Here is a 14,658-nt window from a genome sequence, read left to right as displayed (position 1 = left end):
GGGGTTGGCAATCCACACTCAGAGGATGAACGCATGAGCGACAACACTGCTATACCGAGCTGGGCGGACGAACGCTCCTTCTCTGCCCATCTCTTCGCGCTCGATGGCGCCCAGAAGATCCCCGTCAGCCATCTCTCCCGGTTCTATGCCCCGCTAGGCAGCACCGGCGCCCTTCAACAGGGGACGACAGACGACGGCTGGCTCAGGTTGAACCCCGCGCAGACAGCCATGACGCTGCGTTTCCACTATCACTCCCAGACCCTGAACCGGTGCTGCGTGAACGCTTGGCCGACCTCTACCCCTGCACCGTCCAGACCTACGAGTGGAAAGCCGATTTCGTGCCTGACCGGCATATCTTCGGCAGTGTTGGCCGCACCCTGGCCACCCTCAGCCGCTACCCGATCGAAAAGGCCGAGCGCCTGCAGTTGCCCAACGCGGCGAGCAATGCCCTGACCCGCCTGCAACGCCCCCAGCCGGCACTGCTGGTCAGCTACCTGCCGCTGGCTGACGGGGGACGCCTGGCGGTGCTCAACACCCGGCTCTCGCCCTACCAGCCCGGCAGCGACTTGCAACGCCGACAGGTAGAGCATCTGGCCAAGGTGCTTGATCGCCTGGAAAGCCAAGGCACGCCCTGGCTGATCGGCGGCGACCTCAACCTACTGCCCCTGGGGCAGTACCGTCGCCTGCCGCCGGCACAGCGCGGCAACTACCCGGCCGACAGCGACCTGCACCTGTTGTGGGACAAGTACCCGATGATTCCCAGCAACGCCGAAGCCAGCGGTGCCGAGCGCGCCGCCTGGCTCACCCACTACCCCAACGACCCGGCAGTCAACGGTCCTGACCGCACCCTCGACTATGTACTTCACAGCCCTCGCCTTCAGCGCATCCAGGCCCAGGTACTGCGACAGGACACGCTGCAGATCTCAAACCATCTGCCGCTCATGGCCATCCTGAAAGTGCCTCATTGAGGCCGGGTGAGCGTGAAAGCACGGAAAGACCTCCTGCTTCGTCCCAGATCGACGCCTGGGTAGTGTTCTGTTCGTGGGCCACGAGCCCTTGATCAACAGAACCGCAGAGTATTTTCATGAGCAACGACTTCACTAACTGGATCGCAGCAGCTGGATCTTTCGACGCCCACATACATTGCTATGGGGTAACAAAATACTGGGACGGTCTTTCCAACGACTGGAAGGAGTTTCAGTTTTTTTGGGACGGGGCGCCTTCACTCCCACCCTCCCCTGTGCGACTGAGCAAAGGCCCCGACATCAATGAAGGCTGGCTCATTACCGGGGCGGGTGGAACAGCCACGACTTTCAACATTACATTCGACTCGCAAACGACTAATCGCCTGCATGTCCGCATAAAGGGCACTGGCGGCGACAGCAACAGGCAAGTCGAGATCAGCCGCAATGGTTATCTCGGGCTTTACCGGGGTGATTCGAACGTTGATGTGTTGAAACTCGAGCCGCTGGAATGGACTGAGAACACACTGACCTGCCGGATCCGGGATCACCTGGGGCACACCGTGAAAATCGCATACGAATGGCAGGTCTACCTGAACGTGCAAGCCGGGGAGGACGCAACATTCATCATCACCCGGCAACAATGACTGCCGGATGACTGCCCACCCGGCTCTATCGTGTCAACACGCAGCGCCTCTAGACCTCATCAGGTCCCTCTGGGCTTGGCCCTCGCCGTGGCTTCGGCGACGAGCGGGTCGTCGGGCCAATAATGCTTGGGATAGCGACCTTTGAGGTCCTTCTTCACCTCGGCATAGGTGGTACGCCAGAAGTTGGCCAAATCCTGGGTCACCTGGACCGGGCGGCGCGCCGGGGACAGCAGGTGCAGTTTGACCTGCTGACGGCCTTGGGCGATGCGCGGCGTATCGGCCAGGCCGAACAATTCCTGCAGGCGCACGGCCAGAATCGGCGGATTCTCGCTGTAGTCCAGGCGAATGCTCGAGCCGGATGGAACCGTCAGGTGCGCAGGAGCCAACTCCTCCAGGCGCTGGGGAAGCGGCCAAGGCAACAGGTTGCGCAGGATCGACGGCAGGTCCAGTTGGGCAAAGTGGCTGAGGCGAGACACCTTGCCCAAATACGGCTGCAGCCAGCTCTCCAGGCTGGCGAGCAGGGCCTCGTCGCTCAGATCGGGCCACTCGCTGTGGCCGTCCTTGTTCATGTCCAACTGACGCAACAGTGCTATTCGTGCCTGCCATTGACGCAGTTCGGGTGTCCAGCTCAGCAGGTTCAAGCCCTTGCGTCGCACCAGGCCCAGCAACGCCTTGGCACGGGCTTCGTCATTCAGCTCCGGCAAGGGTTCGCGGCTGAGCACCAGCTCGCCGACCTTGCGCTGGCGCTCGGCGCGCAGCACCTGCTCGCGTTCGTCCCAGTCCAGGATATCGAGTGTTTCCACCTGCTCGGCCAGCGCCCCCTCGAACAGGCTCGGATCGAACTCGGCGGCCAGGTAGATGCGCTCCTCGCGCTGCCCCTGACGGCTACCCAGGTCCGCGATTACCAGCCATGGGCACTTCATCAGTGCATCCACCTCGGCGAACAGCGCCGCACGTCCATTGGCCAACCGGTACTCAGCGCCACCCTCGCGCCGCTGCTGGGCAATCCGGTCGGGATAGGCCAGCGCCAGCAATGCGCCCAACCAGCGTGGGTGATCCACATCGGCGACAGCCGCGCCACGCTCGCCGCGCAGCAGGCCACGGTACTGGCGCGCCAGTTGCCGGACGCGCTGTACGCCCCCTGGGCCGCCACGGGCCGCCTTGGTTTCGCCGCTGAGCAGGGCCAGCCGGCTGTGCAGGTCAGCGCCAACCCCGCGCAGAATGTCGCGCTCACCCAGCAGCGCGGCCACATCGCACGCCATGTCGGCCAGGCCCAGTGCCTGGCCACGCAACAACAGATGGGCAATGCGCGGGTGCGCAGGCAGTTCGGCCATGGCCTGGCCATGTTCGCTCAAGTGCTCACGGCTGCCAGGCTTGAACGCCCCCAACCGGGCGAGCAAGTCGCAGGCCTGGGCATGGGCAGCGCTCGGCGGTGCATCCAGCCAGCGCAACTGATCGGGCCAGACACCCCAGCGCGCCAGTTGCAAGGCCAGGCCCGCCAGATCGGCCTGGAGGATCTCGGCGCTGCCATGGGCCGCCAGCTGGTCATGCTGGGCCTCGGACCACAGGCGATAGCACACGCCCGGCTCCAGGCGCCCGGCACGGCCGGCGCGCTGGGTGGCGCTGGCGCGAGAAATACGCTGGGTCTCCAGGCGCGTCATGCCGCTGCCGGGATCGAACCGAGGCACACGCGCCAGCCCGGCGTCGATGACCACGCGTACACCGTCGATGGTGAGACTGGTCTCGGCGATGTTGGTGGCCAGCACCACCTTGCGCAGGCCCTTGGGCGCAGGCTCGATGGCGGCGCGCTGGGCATTGAGGTCGAGTTCGCCATGCAATGGGCAAAGCAGCACATCCGCGCACTCGCCCAAGGCCTCTTGCAGCGACTGGTGGACCCGCCGAATCTCAGCCTGGCCCGGCAGAAACACCAGCAGGCTGCCGGGCTGTTCGGCCAAAGCCTGGAGCACGCAATCGACCACCCGCGGCTCGACGAACTCACCTGGCTGATACGGCCTGCTCCAGCGAATATCCACAGGGTGCATGCGCCCTTCGCTGCTCACCACCGGGGCATCGTCGAGCAAGCGCGACAGCCGCTCGCCCTCCAGGGTGGCGGACATCAGCAGGATCTTCAGCGGCGGCTCGTCACGCAGCAGTTCCCGGCCATTGAGGCTCAGCGCCAAAGCCAGGTCTGCGTCCAGGCTGCGTTCATGGAATTCGTCGAAGATCACCAGCCCCACCCCCTCCAGCGCAGGGTCGGCCTGCAAGCGGCGGGTGAGGATGCCTTCGGTGACCACTTCGATACGTGTCGTGGGGCCGACCTTGCTGTCCAGGCGGATGCGGTAGCCCACGGTTTCGCCGACCTTTTCGCCCAGCTCATTGGCCAGGCGCTCGGCGGCCGCGCGGGCGGCCAGGCGACGGGGCTCGAGCATCAGGATGGTCTGACCGGCCAACCACGGCTCGTCGAGCAGGGCCAGGGGTACGCGGGTGGTCTTGCCGGCGCCGGGCGGCGCCTCGAGCACGGCTTCGTCGCGCTCGGCCAGGGCCTGGCGCAAGGCGGGCAATACGGCATCGATTGGTAATGAAATCATGGTGGTCCTCGAACAGAGGTCCGAGTATAACGGCGAACCACGCCTGGCTTATCATGGTCTGAACAACAGGAGCTGGCGTTTGGCCTGCTCCTTCGGGTTACCGTTTCGGAGATTCACATGCGCATCCACTCCCGCATCATCGGTGGCGCCCTCATCGCCACGTTGCTGGCCCAGCTCACCGCCTGCGGCACCATCTTCTACCCGGACCGCCGCGGCCAGATCGAAGGCAAGATCGACCCGGTGGTCGCTGCCCTGGACGCCATCGGTATCCTCTTCTACGTCATCCCGGGGCTGATCGCCTTCGGCGTCGACTTCGCCACCGGTGCCATCTACTACCCGGGCGGCACCACCGCACATGTCGACCCGGCCAAGCTCAAGCCCGCCATCAAGGCCGATGGCCAGGTCGACAACGCCAAGCTGCAGGCTATCCTCGAAAGCGAACTGGGCCAGCGCCTGCCACTGACCGACCCACGGCTGATCCAGCACCGTGGCAGCGTCGAACAACTGGCCGCCTACGGCCTGGCCCCAGCCGCCTGATCGAAGGGAACACCTGCCCGGCATGACTTCCAGCGCCGAACACCAACGCCTGCTGCGCCTGGCCACCCGCGCCTCTCTGGCCGTGGCCAGCCTGCTGGTACTGAGCAAGGCCGTGGCCTGGTGGCTGAGCGGTTCGGTCAGCTTGCTGGCCGGCCTGACCGACTCGGCGCTCGATGCGGTCGCTTCCTTCCTCAACCTGCTCGCGGTGCATTACGCCTTGCGCCCGGCCGACGATGACCACCGCTTCGGCCACGGTAAGGCCGAAGCACTGGCCGGTATGGCCCAGGCGCTGTTCATCGGCGTCAGCGCGGTGTTGATCGGCGTGCAGGCGGTCGAGCGGCTGAAAACGCCACAGCCCTTGGGCGACACCGCCGCCGGTATCGCCGTGATGGTATTGTCGCTGGTGCTGACCCTGGCCCTGCTGGCCTTCCAGCGCAAGGTGATCCACGCCACCGGCTCCACGGCGGTGCGCGCCGACTCGCTGCACTATCGCTCCGACCTGCTGCTCAACGGCAGCATCCTGCTGGCCCTGGTGCTGGCCCGCTTCGGCTGGCCACAACTCGATGCCTTGTTCGGCCTGGGCATCGCCGTCTACATCTTGTGGAGTGCGGTGCAAATTGCGCGCGAAAGCACCGCGATCCTGATGGACAAGGAACTGCCCGCCGACATCGGCGAGCGCATGCTCGAGCTGGTGTGCGCCATACCTGGGGTAAGGGGTGCACACGACCTACGTACGCGGGTCTCGGGTAACCGCTGGTTCGTCCAGTTGCACCTGGAGCTGCCAGGCGAGCTGGCTCTGCACGAGGCCCACGCGCTGTGCGTGAAGGCCTCCGAGGCGATCCGCCAGCGTTATCCACAGGCGGATGTGATGGTGCACGCCGACCCGGTATAGCTGGCGCGTCAGTTCACGCTGTAGCCCCGGTCGCTCAGGCATGCCCCCAAGGCCCGGTGATAGGCATCCGCCACATGCACCGGCGGGGCAGAAGATGCCGATGCCGGGTCGAACCCCGATTGCTGCACGGCCCAGCGATGGCACTGGTAACGGTCTTGGTCCTGTTGCGCGGGTGTCTGCCCGGACAATGGGTGGGCGACCACATCGTAGCCGGTGCCCAATGCCGGCCCCGGTGGCGGCAGGATGTTGGGTGGGTTGACCACTACGTAGCCCTGGTCGCCGCCCAGGTATTGGTAATAGCTGTCGGCCACCAGGAAGAACAGCGAATCCCCGACCCAGACCTCCCGTGCATAGCTGGGCAGGTAACCCACCCGCACACCGTAGGGTGGCGTCACCACGATATAGCCGCCACCGTTGGGCCTGTACCAATACCCGCCGGAATAGAAATAATCCTGCCCCTGGTAGGGCACCTTCCAGTAGCGGTCTGCGAATCGGTCGACCCTGTGCCCCGGCCGGTACTGCGGCCCCGGCCCCCAGCCATCACCATGGCCATCAGGGCGTCCGGCCCAGTCGCCGCCTGGGCGCTGCCCGTGCCCGCCCGCGTCCCAGTGCCCACCACGCCGAGGAATATCCTGGTAGTAGCCCTGGCGAGGTGGCTGGGTCTGGCGCACTTCGTCCCGCGAATTCAGTGGCGAGGTGCCCATGGCGCCGCCATTGGGGTCCTGCGGGCCGGGCTCCTGGGCCAACGTGCCCAGGCTGATACCCAACCCCAGCAAACCAATACCGGCCAATTGCCGAATGCGCGACGTCATGATGCCCTCTCGAAAACCGCTGGATCTGCCAGCAGTCTACCGTGCCCGCAGGCTGGCGGATGAAAATCCAGGCATGAAAAAAGGGAGGCCATCGGCCTCCCTTTGGGAATTGTCGTCCGTGCTCGGCGCTTGTGACACCGGCTCACCTCACGCCGTCTTCTGGACGGTGTGTAGCCCGGGGGCCTGGCGGATCCTGTTGGATGGCTGGCCGCGACGGCCTTCCTGAGGCCGGCGCCGTGGACTGTTGTCCGGGCAGTGATTCTGTTGATAAAGATACGGATTCGACGCAGCAGAGGATTGCGAAGATTGCTCTGATAAATAGCACTTGCGCAATTTTTAACCTCGGATCGATAATTCGCAGCAATCCAGACAGAAAAGGCCTTATCCATGAGCAAGCTTGACCGCTACGACCTGAGCATCCTCGCCGAATTGCAGCGTGACGCCCGCATTTCCAACCAGGAACTGGCCGAACGCATCGGCCTGTCCCCCTCCCCTTGCTCGCGGCGGGTCAAGCAGTTGGAAGACGACGGCTACATCTCGCGCCAGGTGGCCTTGCTGGACCGCAAGAAGCTCGGCCTGAGCCTGACCGCCTATGTGCTGATCGGCATGGATCGCCATACCCCCGAACGCTTCGAGACCTTCGAGGCGGCCATCCGCAGCCTGCCCCAAGTACTCGAATGCAGCCTGGTCACCGGGATGGACGCTGACTACCAGCTCAAGGTCGTGGTGCCGGACATGGACCACTATCAGAAACTGCTGCTCGGCAGCCTGACCCGCATCGAGGGCGTCACCAGCGTGCGCTCGAGCTTCGTGCTCAACCAAGTGCTGGCCAGTACCGAGCTGCCGCTGACCCACCTTCGCTGATCACTCGGCGTATACTCGAACGCTCAGCCTGCCTGGAGAATATTGATGGATCCCGCCGTATTCGAAGAATGGATGATGATCATCCTCGTCACCGTGTTGATCGGTTTCATGGGCTTCATCGTCTGGGACCTGGCGAAGAAATCCAAGGCAGGCCGCTTCGGCACGCTGATCCTGTTCTTCGTGCTGGGCCTGGGCGTGCTCGCGTTCATCATCAAGAGCGTGGTGGTGGGGTTTCTCGAAGGGGTGTAGCGCCTCAGACCCTATCGCCGGCAAGCCGGCTCCCACAGGTATGACGGTGTCTCTGAAAACGGCACAGAGCAGGTAGGGGCCGGCTTGCCGGCGATGGTGCCCTACCCCTCAAAGCCTGGGTGGCACTTCCCGCCAGCACCCTTGCTCCAGCCCATCCAACGCCCAGTCGCCAATGCGCACCCGCACCAGGCGCAAGGTCGGCAACCCCACTGCTGCCGTCATGCGCCGTACCTGGCGATTGCGCCCCTCGCGTATCACCAGCTCCAGCCAATGGGTCGGCACGCTCTTGCGAAAGCGCACCGGCGGATTGCGCGGCCACAGGGCAGGCTCGTCGAGCAAGCGCGCCTCGGCTGGCAATGTCGGCCCGTCATTGAGCTCCACGCCCTCGCGCAAACGCTGCAACTGCGCCTCGCTCGGCTCACCCTCCACTTGCACCCAATAGGTCTTGGGCAGTTTGTGCTTGGGGTCGGCGATGCGCGCTTGCAACCGGCCATCGTTGGTCAGCAGCAACAACCCTTCGCTGTCGCGGTCCAGACGGCCGGCCGGGTAGATGCCAGGGATATCGATGTAGTCCTTGAGCGTCGCACGCCCCTCGCCATCGCTGAACTGGGTCAGCACGTCGAACGGCTTGTTGAACAGGATCAGGCGGGGCTCGGCCGGCGGCGCCTTGGGCTGGCGACGCGGGCCGGCTGGCCGCGCCGAAGGGCGGCGCGGCTTGGAACGGGGAGGCAGGGGCATGGATCCTCAGCGGAACGGCGGCTCATCGAAGCTGCGTAGTTTACGCGAGTGCAACGAGTTGAGCTCGGTGCGCAGCAGGTCGAGGGCGGCGATGCCGATCTTCAGGTGCTGGCTGACCGCGCGGTTGTAGAACGCATTGGCCGAGCCCGGCAGCTTGATCTCGCTGTGCAGCGGTTTGTCCGATACGCACAGCAAGGTGCCGTACGGTACCCGCAGGCGATAGCCCTGGGCGGCGATGGTGCCGCTTTCCATGTCCACCGCCACGGCACGCGACAGGTTGATCAGCGGACGCTCCTGGGCCCAGCGCAGCTCCCAGTTACGGTCGTCGTAGGTCAACACGGTGCCGGTGCGCAGGCGCTTCTTGAGCTGCTCGCCACGCTCGCCGGTCACCTGCGCCGCCGCCTCCTGCAGGGCCAGCTGCACTTCGGCCAGGGCCGGGATCGGGATGTTCGGTGGCACTACCCGGTCGAGGATGCCATCGCGACGCATGTAGGCATGGGCCAGCACATAGTCGCCGATGGTCTGCGACTGGCGCAGGCCGCCACAGTGGCCGATCATCAGCCAGCAGTGCGGTCGTAGAACGGCCAGGTGGTCGGTGATGTTCTTGGCGTTGGACGGGCCCACACCGATGTTGACCAGGGTGATGCCGTCGCCATCATCGGCGATCAGGTGGTAGGCCGGCATCTGGTAGCGGTGCCAGACCACGCCGGCCACCAAGGCCTGGGCGACGCCTTCGTCCATGCCTTTTTCGATGATCACGTTGCCGGGCAGGACCATGCGCACGAAGCGCGGGTCCTGCTGCAGCTGCTCCAGGCCGTGGGCGATGAACTGGTCGACATAGCGGTGGTAGTTGGTCAGCAGGATCCATGGCTGTACGTGATGCCAGTCGCTACCGGTGTAGTGCACCAGGCGCCGCAGCGAGAAATCCACTCGGGCGGCATCGAACAGGGCCAGGGGCAGCGTTTCGGCGTTGCCCCAGTCGTACAGGCCATCGGCAATGTTGTCGGTGGCCGCCGACAGGTCGGTACTGGGGAACACACGGGCCAGCTCTGCGGCGGTGATACCGCTGCCGGCCAGCTCGTCGCCCTGGTCGACCACATAGGGGTACGGGATGTTCTGCTCGCTGACGCCGACCTCCAATGTCACGGTGTAGTCATGCATCAGGGGTCGCAACTGTTCGAGCAGGTAACCACGAAATGCCGCTGGCTGGGTGATGGTGACGCTGTAGGTGCCGGCCACCTGCACCTTGGCGTACGCCCGGGTGGTCGCGGCGACTTCGCCATGGCTGTAGTAGGTCAAGCGCAGGGCCGGGTAGCGGAACAGCGCGCGCTGGTCGTCATCCGGCTCGGTGCGGTCCTTGAGGTAGCGCTTGAGGGCCTGGCTGAGGGCGCCGGTGGCCTGCTCATGCAGGGCCGCCAGACGATCGACGGCCTGTTCGGGGGTATCAACGACTACAAACGCTTGGCTCACGCTGGGCTTCCTGTCTTCTGGCATGCATGGCGTTTATCTTGCCTGCCTTCCATGGCAATTACACCCCCGGCCGTCTATTACGGCCCTATCGCATTCAGCCTTGCCAGGCGGGCGTCGCCCGGGCCACCAGTGCCGCAACGTCAATGCCCCGGGGCAAGGCGCCATATACGCGCCCTCCCGCCCCCAGGCGGCTGTCGATGAAGGCATCGCTGACCGTCGCATTCCCAGCCTCCAGCAACAGCTTGGCCTGCAGCGCCACGGCGATGTCCTCGGTCAACTGCCGGGCGCGGTACTGGATATCGCGGGTGTCGCTGAACGCCCCCTTGAGGTTGCCGATATGCGCCGCCAGGCGCGGGTCGCCGTGGCCATCGCCGAGCTCGGCGAACAGCGCATCGATTACGCCTGGCTCCTTGGACAGCGCACGCAGCACATCCAGGCATTGCACGTTACCCGACCCTTCCCAGGTGGAGTTCACCGGCGCCTCCCGGTACAGCCGCGGCAGGATGCTGTCCTCCACATAACCCGCGCCGCCCATGCACTCGGCAGCCTCGTTGATCATGGCCGGCGCACGCTTGCAGATCCAGTATTTGCCCACGGCGGTGACCAGGCGGGCGAAATGCGCCTGCTGCGGATCGTCCAGTTGGTCCAGGGCCTGGCCCATGCGCAGGCTCAGGGCCAACGCCGCCTCGCTTTCCAGGGCCAGGTCGGCCAGCACGTTCTGCATCAAGGGCTGTTCGTTCAGCACCCGGCCGCCGACCTTGCGATGGGCACAGTGATGCGCCGCCTGGGTCAGGGCCTGGCGCATCAGGGCGCTGGAGCCGACCATGCAATCGAAACGGGTCATGGCCACCATCTCGATGATGGTCGGCACGCCTCGCCCCTCCTCACCGACCATCCACGCCAGGGCGCCACGGAACTCCACTTCGCTGGACGCGTTCGAGCAGTTGCCAAGTTTGTTCTTCAGCCGCTGGATATAGAACTGGTTGCGGCTGTCGTCCGGGCGGTGGCGCGGCAGCAGGAAACAACTCAACCCCTTGTCGGTCTGGGCCAGGGTGAGAAACGCGTCGCACATCGGCGCCGAGCAGAACCACTTGTGACCGACCAGCTCGTAGGCCTGGCCAGGCCCTGGGGTACCGACCGGGTAAGCCCGGGTGGTATTGGCGCGCACATCGGTGCCCCCCTGCTTCTCGGTCATGGCCATGCCGAGGGTCACGCCAGCCTTGTGCCGGTCACCAATGTTGCGCGGGTCGTATTCACGTGCAAGCACCTTGGGCAACCAGTACTCGGCCAACTCCGGTTGCAGACGCAGGGCTGGCACCGCGGCGAAGGTCATGGTCAACGGGCAGCCGGTGCCGGCCTCCGCCTGGCTGTGCAGGTAGGTCATCGACGCCCGTGCCACGTGGGCGCCCGGGCGGGGCTCGGCCCAGGGCAAGGATGGCAGGCCATGTTCGACTGCCGTACGCATCAGCTCGTGATACGCCGGATGGAATTCCACCAGATCGATGCGATGGCCATAACGGTCATGGCTGCTGAATTCGGGCTTGTGGGCGTTGGCCAGGAACCCCGCCGCCATCAGGGGACCACCAGCCAGGGCACCATAGGCATCGATCCGCGACTCGGCCCAGCCGGCCCCAAAGTACCGGGACCATTCCTGCAGCGGCAGATCGAGGCGGTACAGGTTGGCGCCATCGAGCGACGGCGGCTGGTTGGTGACTTCGTGGGTTTCAGCGAACTGGTGCAGGTTCATCGGGGGCTCCCTGGATCCGGTCATGCCTGAAAGCCCCAGTGAAGCACTCCTTCCCCGCGAGTCAAAGTGGCAAAAACGCCTGACTCGACGCCCGGAGGGACACCCTAACCGCCTGCCGCCTGGTTGGAAGGCCTTTGCGCCTGGGCCACGGCCAGGTTCAGCGTCAGTTCGAAGCGGCTACCCAGGCCCCGGCTCGACTCGTGCACCAGGCGAGCGCCGATCAGCTCGCCCAGTTGTCGACAGATCGACAAACCGATGCCCAGGCCACCATAACGACGGGTCATGGAACCATCGACCTGGAAGAAGCGCTGGTAGAGGATGGCTTGGTCCAGGTCATCGAAGCCGATGCCGCTGTCAATCACCATGAAGCTCAACGCCAGGCTGTCCGGTGCCAGCCAACGGCCTCGCACCTGGATCATCACGCCGCCCTGGTGGGTGAACTTCAGGCCGTTGTCCACCAGGCAGGCAAGGCAACGCTGCAGCTTGGCCGCATCCCCTACCAGGTCGTCGGGCAGGTCGGCCGGGATGTCCAGGCTTAGGTACAGCCCCTTGCCCAATGCTCGCCCGGCAAAACCGGCACGCAACTCCTGAAGCTGCCGGCGCAGGCTGAACGGTGCAGCCTGGGCGCGCAGGCGGCCGGCCTGCAACTCGGTGAGCACGAGGATATCGTCGACCATGGCCATCATGTCCTGCGCGGACCCGGTGGCCGTGCGGTGGTACTGGGCATGCTCGGCGCCCATGGGCAGGGTGTGCATCAGTTCCAACGAGCCGATCACACCGTTCATCGGTGTGCGCAGCTCGTGGGTTACGGTGGCGAGGAATTCATCCTTAAGCTGATTGCTGCGGGCCAGCTGCTGGTTCAGTTGCTCCAGGGCACGCCCCGTTTCGCGCAAGGCCTGGGCCTGCTGTTCACGCAGGCTGTTGATGCGATCGGCCAGGGCCAGCGACAGCAGCGCCACCTCCAGCGCCGAACCCAGTTGGCTGGCATACATGGTCAGGAACATGTTCGGCAGGTAGCCCAGCACCATCAGGGTGTTGACCAACCCACCCACAAGAAAGGCCGTCCAGGCGATGATGAACCAGCGCGCGACCCGCACACCTCGCCACCAGGCGTACAGCCCGGCGGCAAAGATGCTCACGGTGAACAGCAGTGCCAGCAACGTGGCCATGCGCAGGGCAATGCCATAAGGGGTGGTCACCGCCAGCGCCATGACCAATGCACCACCTGCCATCAGCGCCAGCAGCAGCCAGTCCAGGCCACGGCTGAGCCGCCCAAGCTGCAGGAAATGCCGCGCGAACTGGCAACCGAACAACCCTGCGGCCCCGATGAACAAGGGGGTGGCGGCATTGGCCCACCAGGGGCTGTCCGGCCAGAAATAGGCCACACCCGCGCCATTGACCGACACCTGGTACAGCCCGAACGAGGCGATATAGCAGATGTAGTACAGGTAGCTGACGTCACGCACGCCCAGGTAGATGAACAGGTTGTACACCAGCATCACCAGCAGCACGCCGTAGATCATGCCCAACACATAAAGGCGCGTAGGCTGGTCTTCCAGGTAGGCCTCGAGTGACCACAACGCGACCGGTGCCTGCACCGAGCCCTGGCTCTGCAGACGCAGGTAGGCCGTGATCGCCTGGCCTGGTCGCAGCGGGAGTTCGAATAGGTAGTTGTTCTGCCGGATCTGCCGGCTGGCATAGGGCCAGGCATCGCCGGTTCGCCGCACCAGACGATAGCCGCCCTGGTCATCGGGCAGGTAGAGGTCCAGGTGGTCCAGCGGAGGGTACGCCAATTCCAGCAGCCATTGGCGGGGCGTGGCGGACTCAGGGCTGGTGTTGCGCAGATCGATCTTCAGCCAGAACACGGAGGTGGAATAACCGGCATTGAGCACCGCCTCATGATGCTGGCGGAAACGGTGGGCGAAGGCCGGCGAGCTGACCTGGACGATGCTGGCGCTGCCATCACGGTCCTCGAAAACCTGCATGGCCTTGCCCAAGGGAAGATGGCGGGTGGAATTGTCGAAATCGACCGCTCCGGCGAACAGGGGCACGCAGCCCAGCAGCATTATCAGCAAATAGCGCATACAGCCCCAGCATGGCGTGTCCGGTCGCGTCGTGGTGGCCTCCCTTCCCTTTGAGACGACGGTTTCCGGCAGCGCCCGTTTATCGAGTTATCCGAGCACTCTAGCATAGCCTTCCGCGCACTCCACCAGCCACTTCACGATATGAAGAAAAGGCTCTATCTCAATACTTTCAGACAATAGCCACGATATTTTCTGACCATTTGATCAACAAAAGCCCCGCGCAGGGCGCTTCGCCCCAACAGGTTTGGTGGTAAGCTCGCCGACCATGAATACCTACAGCTCCCGCCCCGTTGTCCTCTGTCTCTCCGGCCACGACCCCAGTGGCGGTGCCGGCCTGCAGGCAGATATCGAAGCCCTGATCGCCCAGGGCTGTCACGCCGCACCTGCCGTGACCGCCCTGACCGTGCAGGATACCGTCAACGTTTCCGACTTCCGTGTGCTCGACCGCGAGTGGGTCCTGGCCCAGGCCAATGCCGTGCTGGCCGACTCCACGGTGGCAGCGGTCAAGCTCGGTATGCTCGGCTCGATCGAAATGGTCGATACCGTTGCCGAACTGCTCGCCGCCCACCCGCACCTGCCGCTGGTCTGCGACCCGGTCCTGCGGGCCGGCGGCGGTGGTCGACTGGGCAAGGACGAAGTCGGCTACGCGCTGCGTGAGCGCCTGCTGCCGCTGGCCCTGATCGCCACGCCGAACCTGCCTGAAGCCCGCATCCTCGCCGAGCTGCCCGAAGGCACCGCGGACGAATGCGCCGAGAAACTTTTGCCGTTCTGTAGACATCTGCTGATTACCGGTGGTCACGGCGACGAAGCGCAAATCCACAACCGGCTCTATAGCCGCGACGGCCAGCAGCACACCTGGACCTGCGAGCGCCTGCCAGGCAGCTACCATGGCTCGGGCTGCACGCTGGCCAGCGCCCTGGCCGGTCGCCTGGCCCTTGGCGAACAGCTGGAAAGTGCCGTGCGCAGCGCGCTGGACTACACCTGGCGCACCCTGCGCGATGCCGAGCAGCTGGGCAAGGGGCAGTTCGTCCCACGCCGGCTGCCCTTGGATTTCTGCTCCTGATCCAC

Annotated in this window: 12 protein-coding genes and 1 pseudogene; 7 read left to right on the top strand and 6 right to left on the bottom strand. The window is 64.9% G+C overall.

The genetic code is table 11. The features are described 5' to 3' along the window. Positions 1-257: 257 nt before the first annotated feature. A pseudogene (locus ACNFCI_RS18595) lies at positions 258-968 on the top strand (endonuclease/exonuclease/phosphatase family protein); the annotation flags it as partial. A gap of 116 nt (positions 969-1,084) precedes the next feature. Then, positions 1,085-1,609 carry a hypothetical protein gene (locus ACNFCI_RS18590; RefSeq protein ID WP_102082027.1) on the top strand — a complete coding sequence of 175 codons (525 nt, stop codon included), beginning with the start codon at positions 1,085-1,087 and terminating at the stop codon, positions 1,607-1,609. A gap of 59 nt (positions 1,610-1,668) precedes the next feature. Here the strand turns inward: ACNFCI_RS18590 and hrpB are convergent, their stop codons facing one another. Beyond that, positions 1,669-4,197, bottom strand: coding sequence for an ATP-dependent helicase HrpB (gene hrpB / locus ACNFCI_RS18585; RefSeq protein WP_368830153.1), 2,529 nt, complete (start codon positions 4,195-4,197; stop codon positions 1,669-1,671). Between the two features lie 117 nt (positions 4,198-4,314). Here hrpB and ACNFCI_RS18580 point away from each other — a divergent pair, with 117 nt between their 5' ends. Then, entirely contained in the window at positions 4,315-4,734 is a 420-nt protein-coding gene (locus ACNFCI_RS18580) for a polyribonucleotide nucleotidyltransferase (protein WP_084855524.1), read from the top strand. A 22-nt stretch (positions 4,735-4,756) separates the two neighbouring features. After that, positions 4,757-5,626, top strand: coding sequence for a cation diffusion facilitator family transporter (locus ACNFCI_RS18575; protein WP_084855525.1), 870 nt, complete (start codon positions 4,757-4,759; stop codon positions 5,624-5,626). An 8-nt stretch (positions 5,627-5,634) separates the two neighbouring features. Here the strand turns inward: ACNFCI_RS18575 and ACNFCI_RS18570 are convergent, their stop codons facing one another. Beyond that, on the bottom strand, positions 5,635-6,438 hold the full coding sequence (locus ACNFCI_RS18570) for a DUF6515 family protein (RefSeq protein WP_084855526.1): 804 nt from the start codon (positions 6,436-6,438) through the stop codon (positions 5,635-5,637). A 387-nt stretch (positions 6,439-6,825) separates the two neighbouring features. Here ACNFCI_RS18570 and ACNFCI_RS18565 point away from each other — a divergent pair, with 387 nt between their 5' ends. Both ACNFCI_RS18565 and ACNFCI_RS18560 read left to right on the top strand, forming a co-directional pair. Then, positions 6,826-7,302 (top strand): Lrp/AsnC family transcriptional regulator, encoded by a 477-nt coding sequence (locus ACNFCI_RS18565; RefSeq protein ID WP_011535815.1) that lies wholly within the window; start codon positions 6,826-6,828, stop codon positions 7,300-7,302. A gap of 45 nt (positions 7,303-7,347) precedes the next feature. Continuing rightward, on the top strand, positions 7,348-7,551 hold the full coding sequence (locus ACNFCI_RS18560) for a DUF2788 domain-containing protein (RefSeq protein ID WP_013974331.1): 204 nt from the start codon (positions 7,348-7,350) through the stop codon (positions 7,549-7,551). Positions 7,552-7,659: 108 nt separating this feature from the next. Here ACNFCI_RS18560 and ACNFCI_RS18555 read toward each other — a convergent pair whose 3' ends face one another. The 4 genes from ACNFCI_RS18555 to ACNFCI_RS18540 all read right to left on the bottom strand — a co-directional run bounded on the left by ACNFCI_RS18555 (position 7,660) and on the right by ACNFCI_RS18540 (position 13,590). Further along, complete coding sequence (locus ACNFCI_RS18555) at positions 7,660-8,289, bottom strand: pseudouridine synthase (protein WP_084855527.1); 630 nt, start codon at positions 8,287-8,289, stop codon at positions 7,660-7,662. 6 nt (positions 8,290-8,295) lie between these two features. Next, a complete protein-coding gene (gene amn / locus ACNFCI_RS18550) occupies positions 8,296-9,783 on the bottom strand; it encodes an AMP nucleosidase (protein ID WP_172402964.1) in 1,488 nt (495 codons plus the stop codon). Between the two features lie 70 nt (positions 9,784-9,853). Then, the gene (locus tag ACNFCI_RS18545; protein WP_324817527.1) at positions 9,854-11,506 is read right to left on the bottom strand and encodes an acyl-CoA dehydrogenase family protein; all 1,653 of its coding nucleotides are present in this window, start codon (positions 11,504-11,506) and stop codon (positions 9,854-9,856) included. A 104-nt stretch (positions 11,507-11,610) separates the two neighbouring features. Further along, complete coding sequence (locus ACNFCI_RS18540) at positions 11,611-13,590, bottom strand: 7TM diverse intracellular signaling domain-containing protein (RefSeq protein ID WP_324817530.1); 1,980 nt, start codon at positions 13,588-13,590, stop codon at positions 11,611-11,613. 265 nt (positions 13,591-13,855) lie between these two features. Here ACNFCI_RS18540 and ACNFCI_RS18535 point away from each other — a divergent pair, with 265 nt between their 5' ends. Beyond that, entirely contained in the window at positions 13,856-14,653 is a 798-nt protein-coding gene (locus ACNFCI_RS18535; protein WP_084855531.1) for a hydroxymethylpyrimidine/phosphomethylpyrimidine kinase, read from the top strand. The last annotated feature ends 5 nt before the right edge of the window (positions 14,654-14,658 follow it).

The organism is Pseudomonas sp. NY15356, assembly GCF_048068175.1.
Lineage (GTDB): Bacteria > Pseudomonadota > Gammaproteobacteria > Pseudomonadales > Pseudomonadaceae > Aquipseudomonas > Aquipseudomonas putida_K.
Note: the sequence above shows the minus strand (reverse complement) of the source record. Positions and strands in the feature narration are given on the sequence as shown.

Excerpts from the sequence above, each read along its gene's own strand:
- ACNFCI_RS18590 (WP_102082027.1), top strand. The coding sequence starts at position 1,085 with ATGAGCAACGACTTCACTAACTGGATCGCAGCAGCTGGATCTTTCGAC.
- ACNFCI_RS18535 (WP_084855531.1), top strand. The coding sequence starts at position 13,856 with ATGAATACCTACAGCTCCCGCCCCGTTGTCCTCTGTCTCTCCGGCCAC.
- hrpB (WP_368830153.1), bottom strand. The coding sequence starts at position 4,197 with ATGATTTCATTACCAATCGATGCCGTATTGCCCGCCTTGCGCCAGGCC.
- ACNFCI_RS18560 (WP_013974331.1), top strand. The coding sequence starts at position 7,348 with ATGGATCCCGCCGTATTCGAAGAATGGATGATGATCATCCTCGTCACC.
- ACNFCI_RS18575 (WP_084855525.1), top strand. The coding sequence starts at position 4,757 with ATGACTTCCAGCGCCGAACACCAACGCCTGCTGCGCCTGGCCACCCGC.
- amn (WP_172402964.1), bottom strand. The coding sequence starts at position 9,783 with ATGCCAGAAGACAGGAAGCCCAGCGTGAGCCAAGCGTTTGTAGTCGTT.
- ACNFCI_RS18580 (WP_084855524.1), top strand. The coding sequence starts at position 4,315 with ATGCGCATCCACTCCCGCATCATCGGTGGCGCCCTCATCGCCACGTTG.
- ACNFCI_RS18545 (WP_324817527.1), bottom strand. The coding sequence starts at position 11,506 with ATGAACCTGCACCAGTTCGCTGAAACCCACGAAGTCACCAACCAGCCG.
- ACNFCI_RS18540 (WP_324817530.1), bottom strand. The coding sequence starts at position 13,590 with ATGCGCTATTTGCTGATAATGCTGCTGGGCTGCGTGCCCCTGTTCGCC.
- ACNFCI_RS18555 (WP_084855527.1), bottom strand. The coding sequence starts at position 8,289 with ATGCCCCTGCCTCCCCGTTCCAAGCCGCGCCGCCCTTCGGCGCGGCCA.
- ACNFCI_RS18570 (WP_084855526.1), bottom strand. The coding sequence starts at position 6,438 with ATGACGTCGCGCATTCGGCAATTGGCCGGTATTGGTTTGCTGGGGTTG.
- ACNFCI_RS18565 (WP_011535815.1), top strand. The coding sequence starts at position 6,826 with ATGAGCAAGCTTGACCGCTACGACCTGAGCATCCTCGCCGAATTGCAG.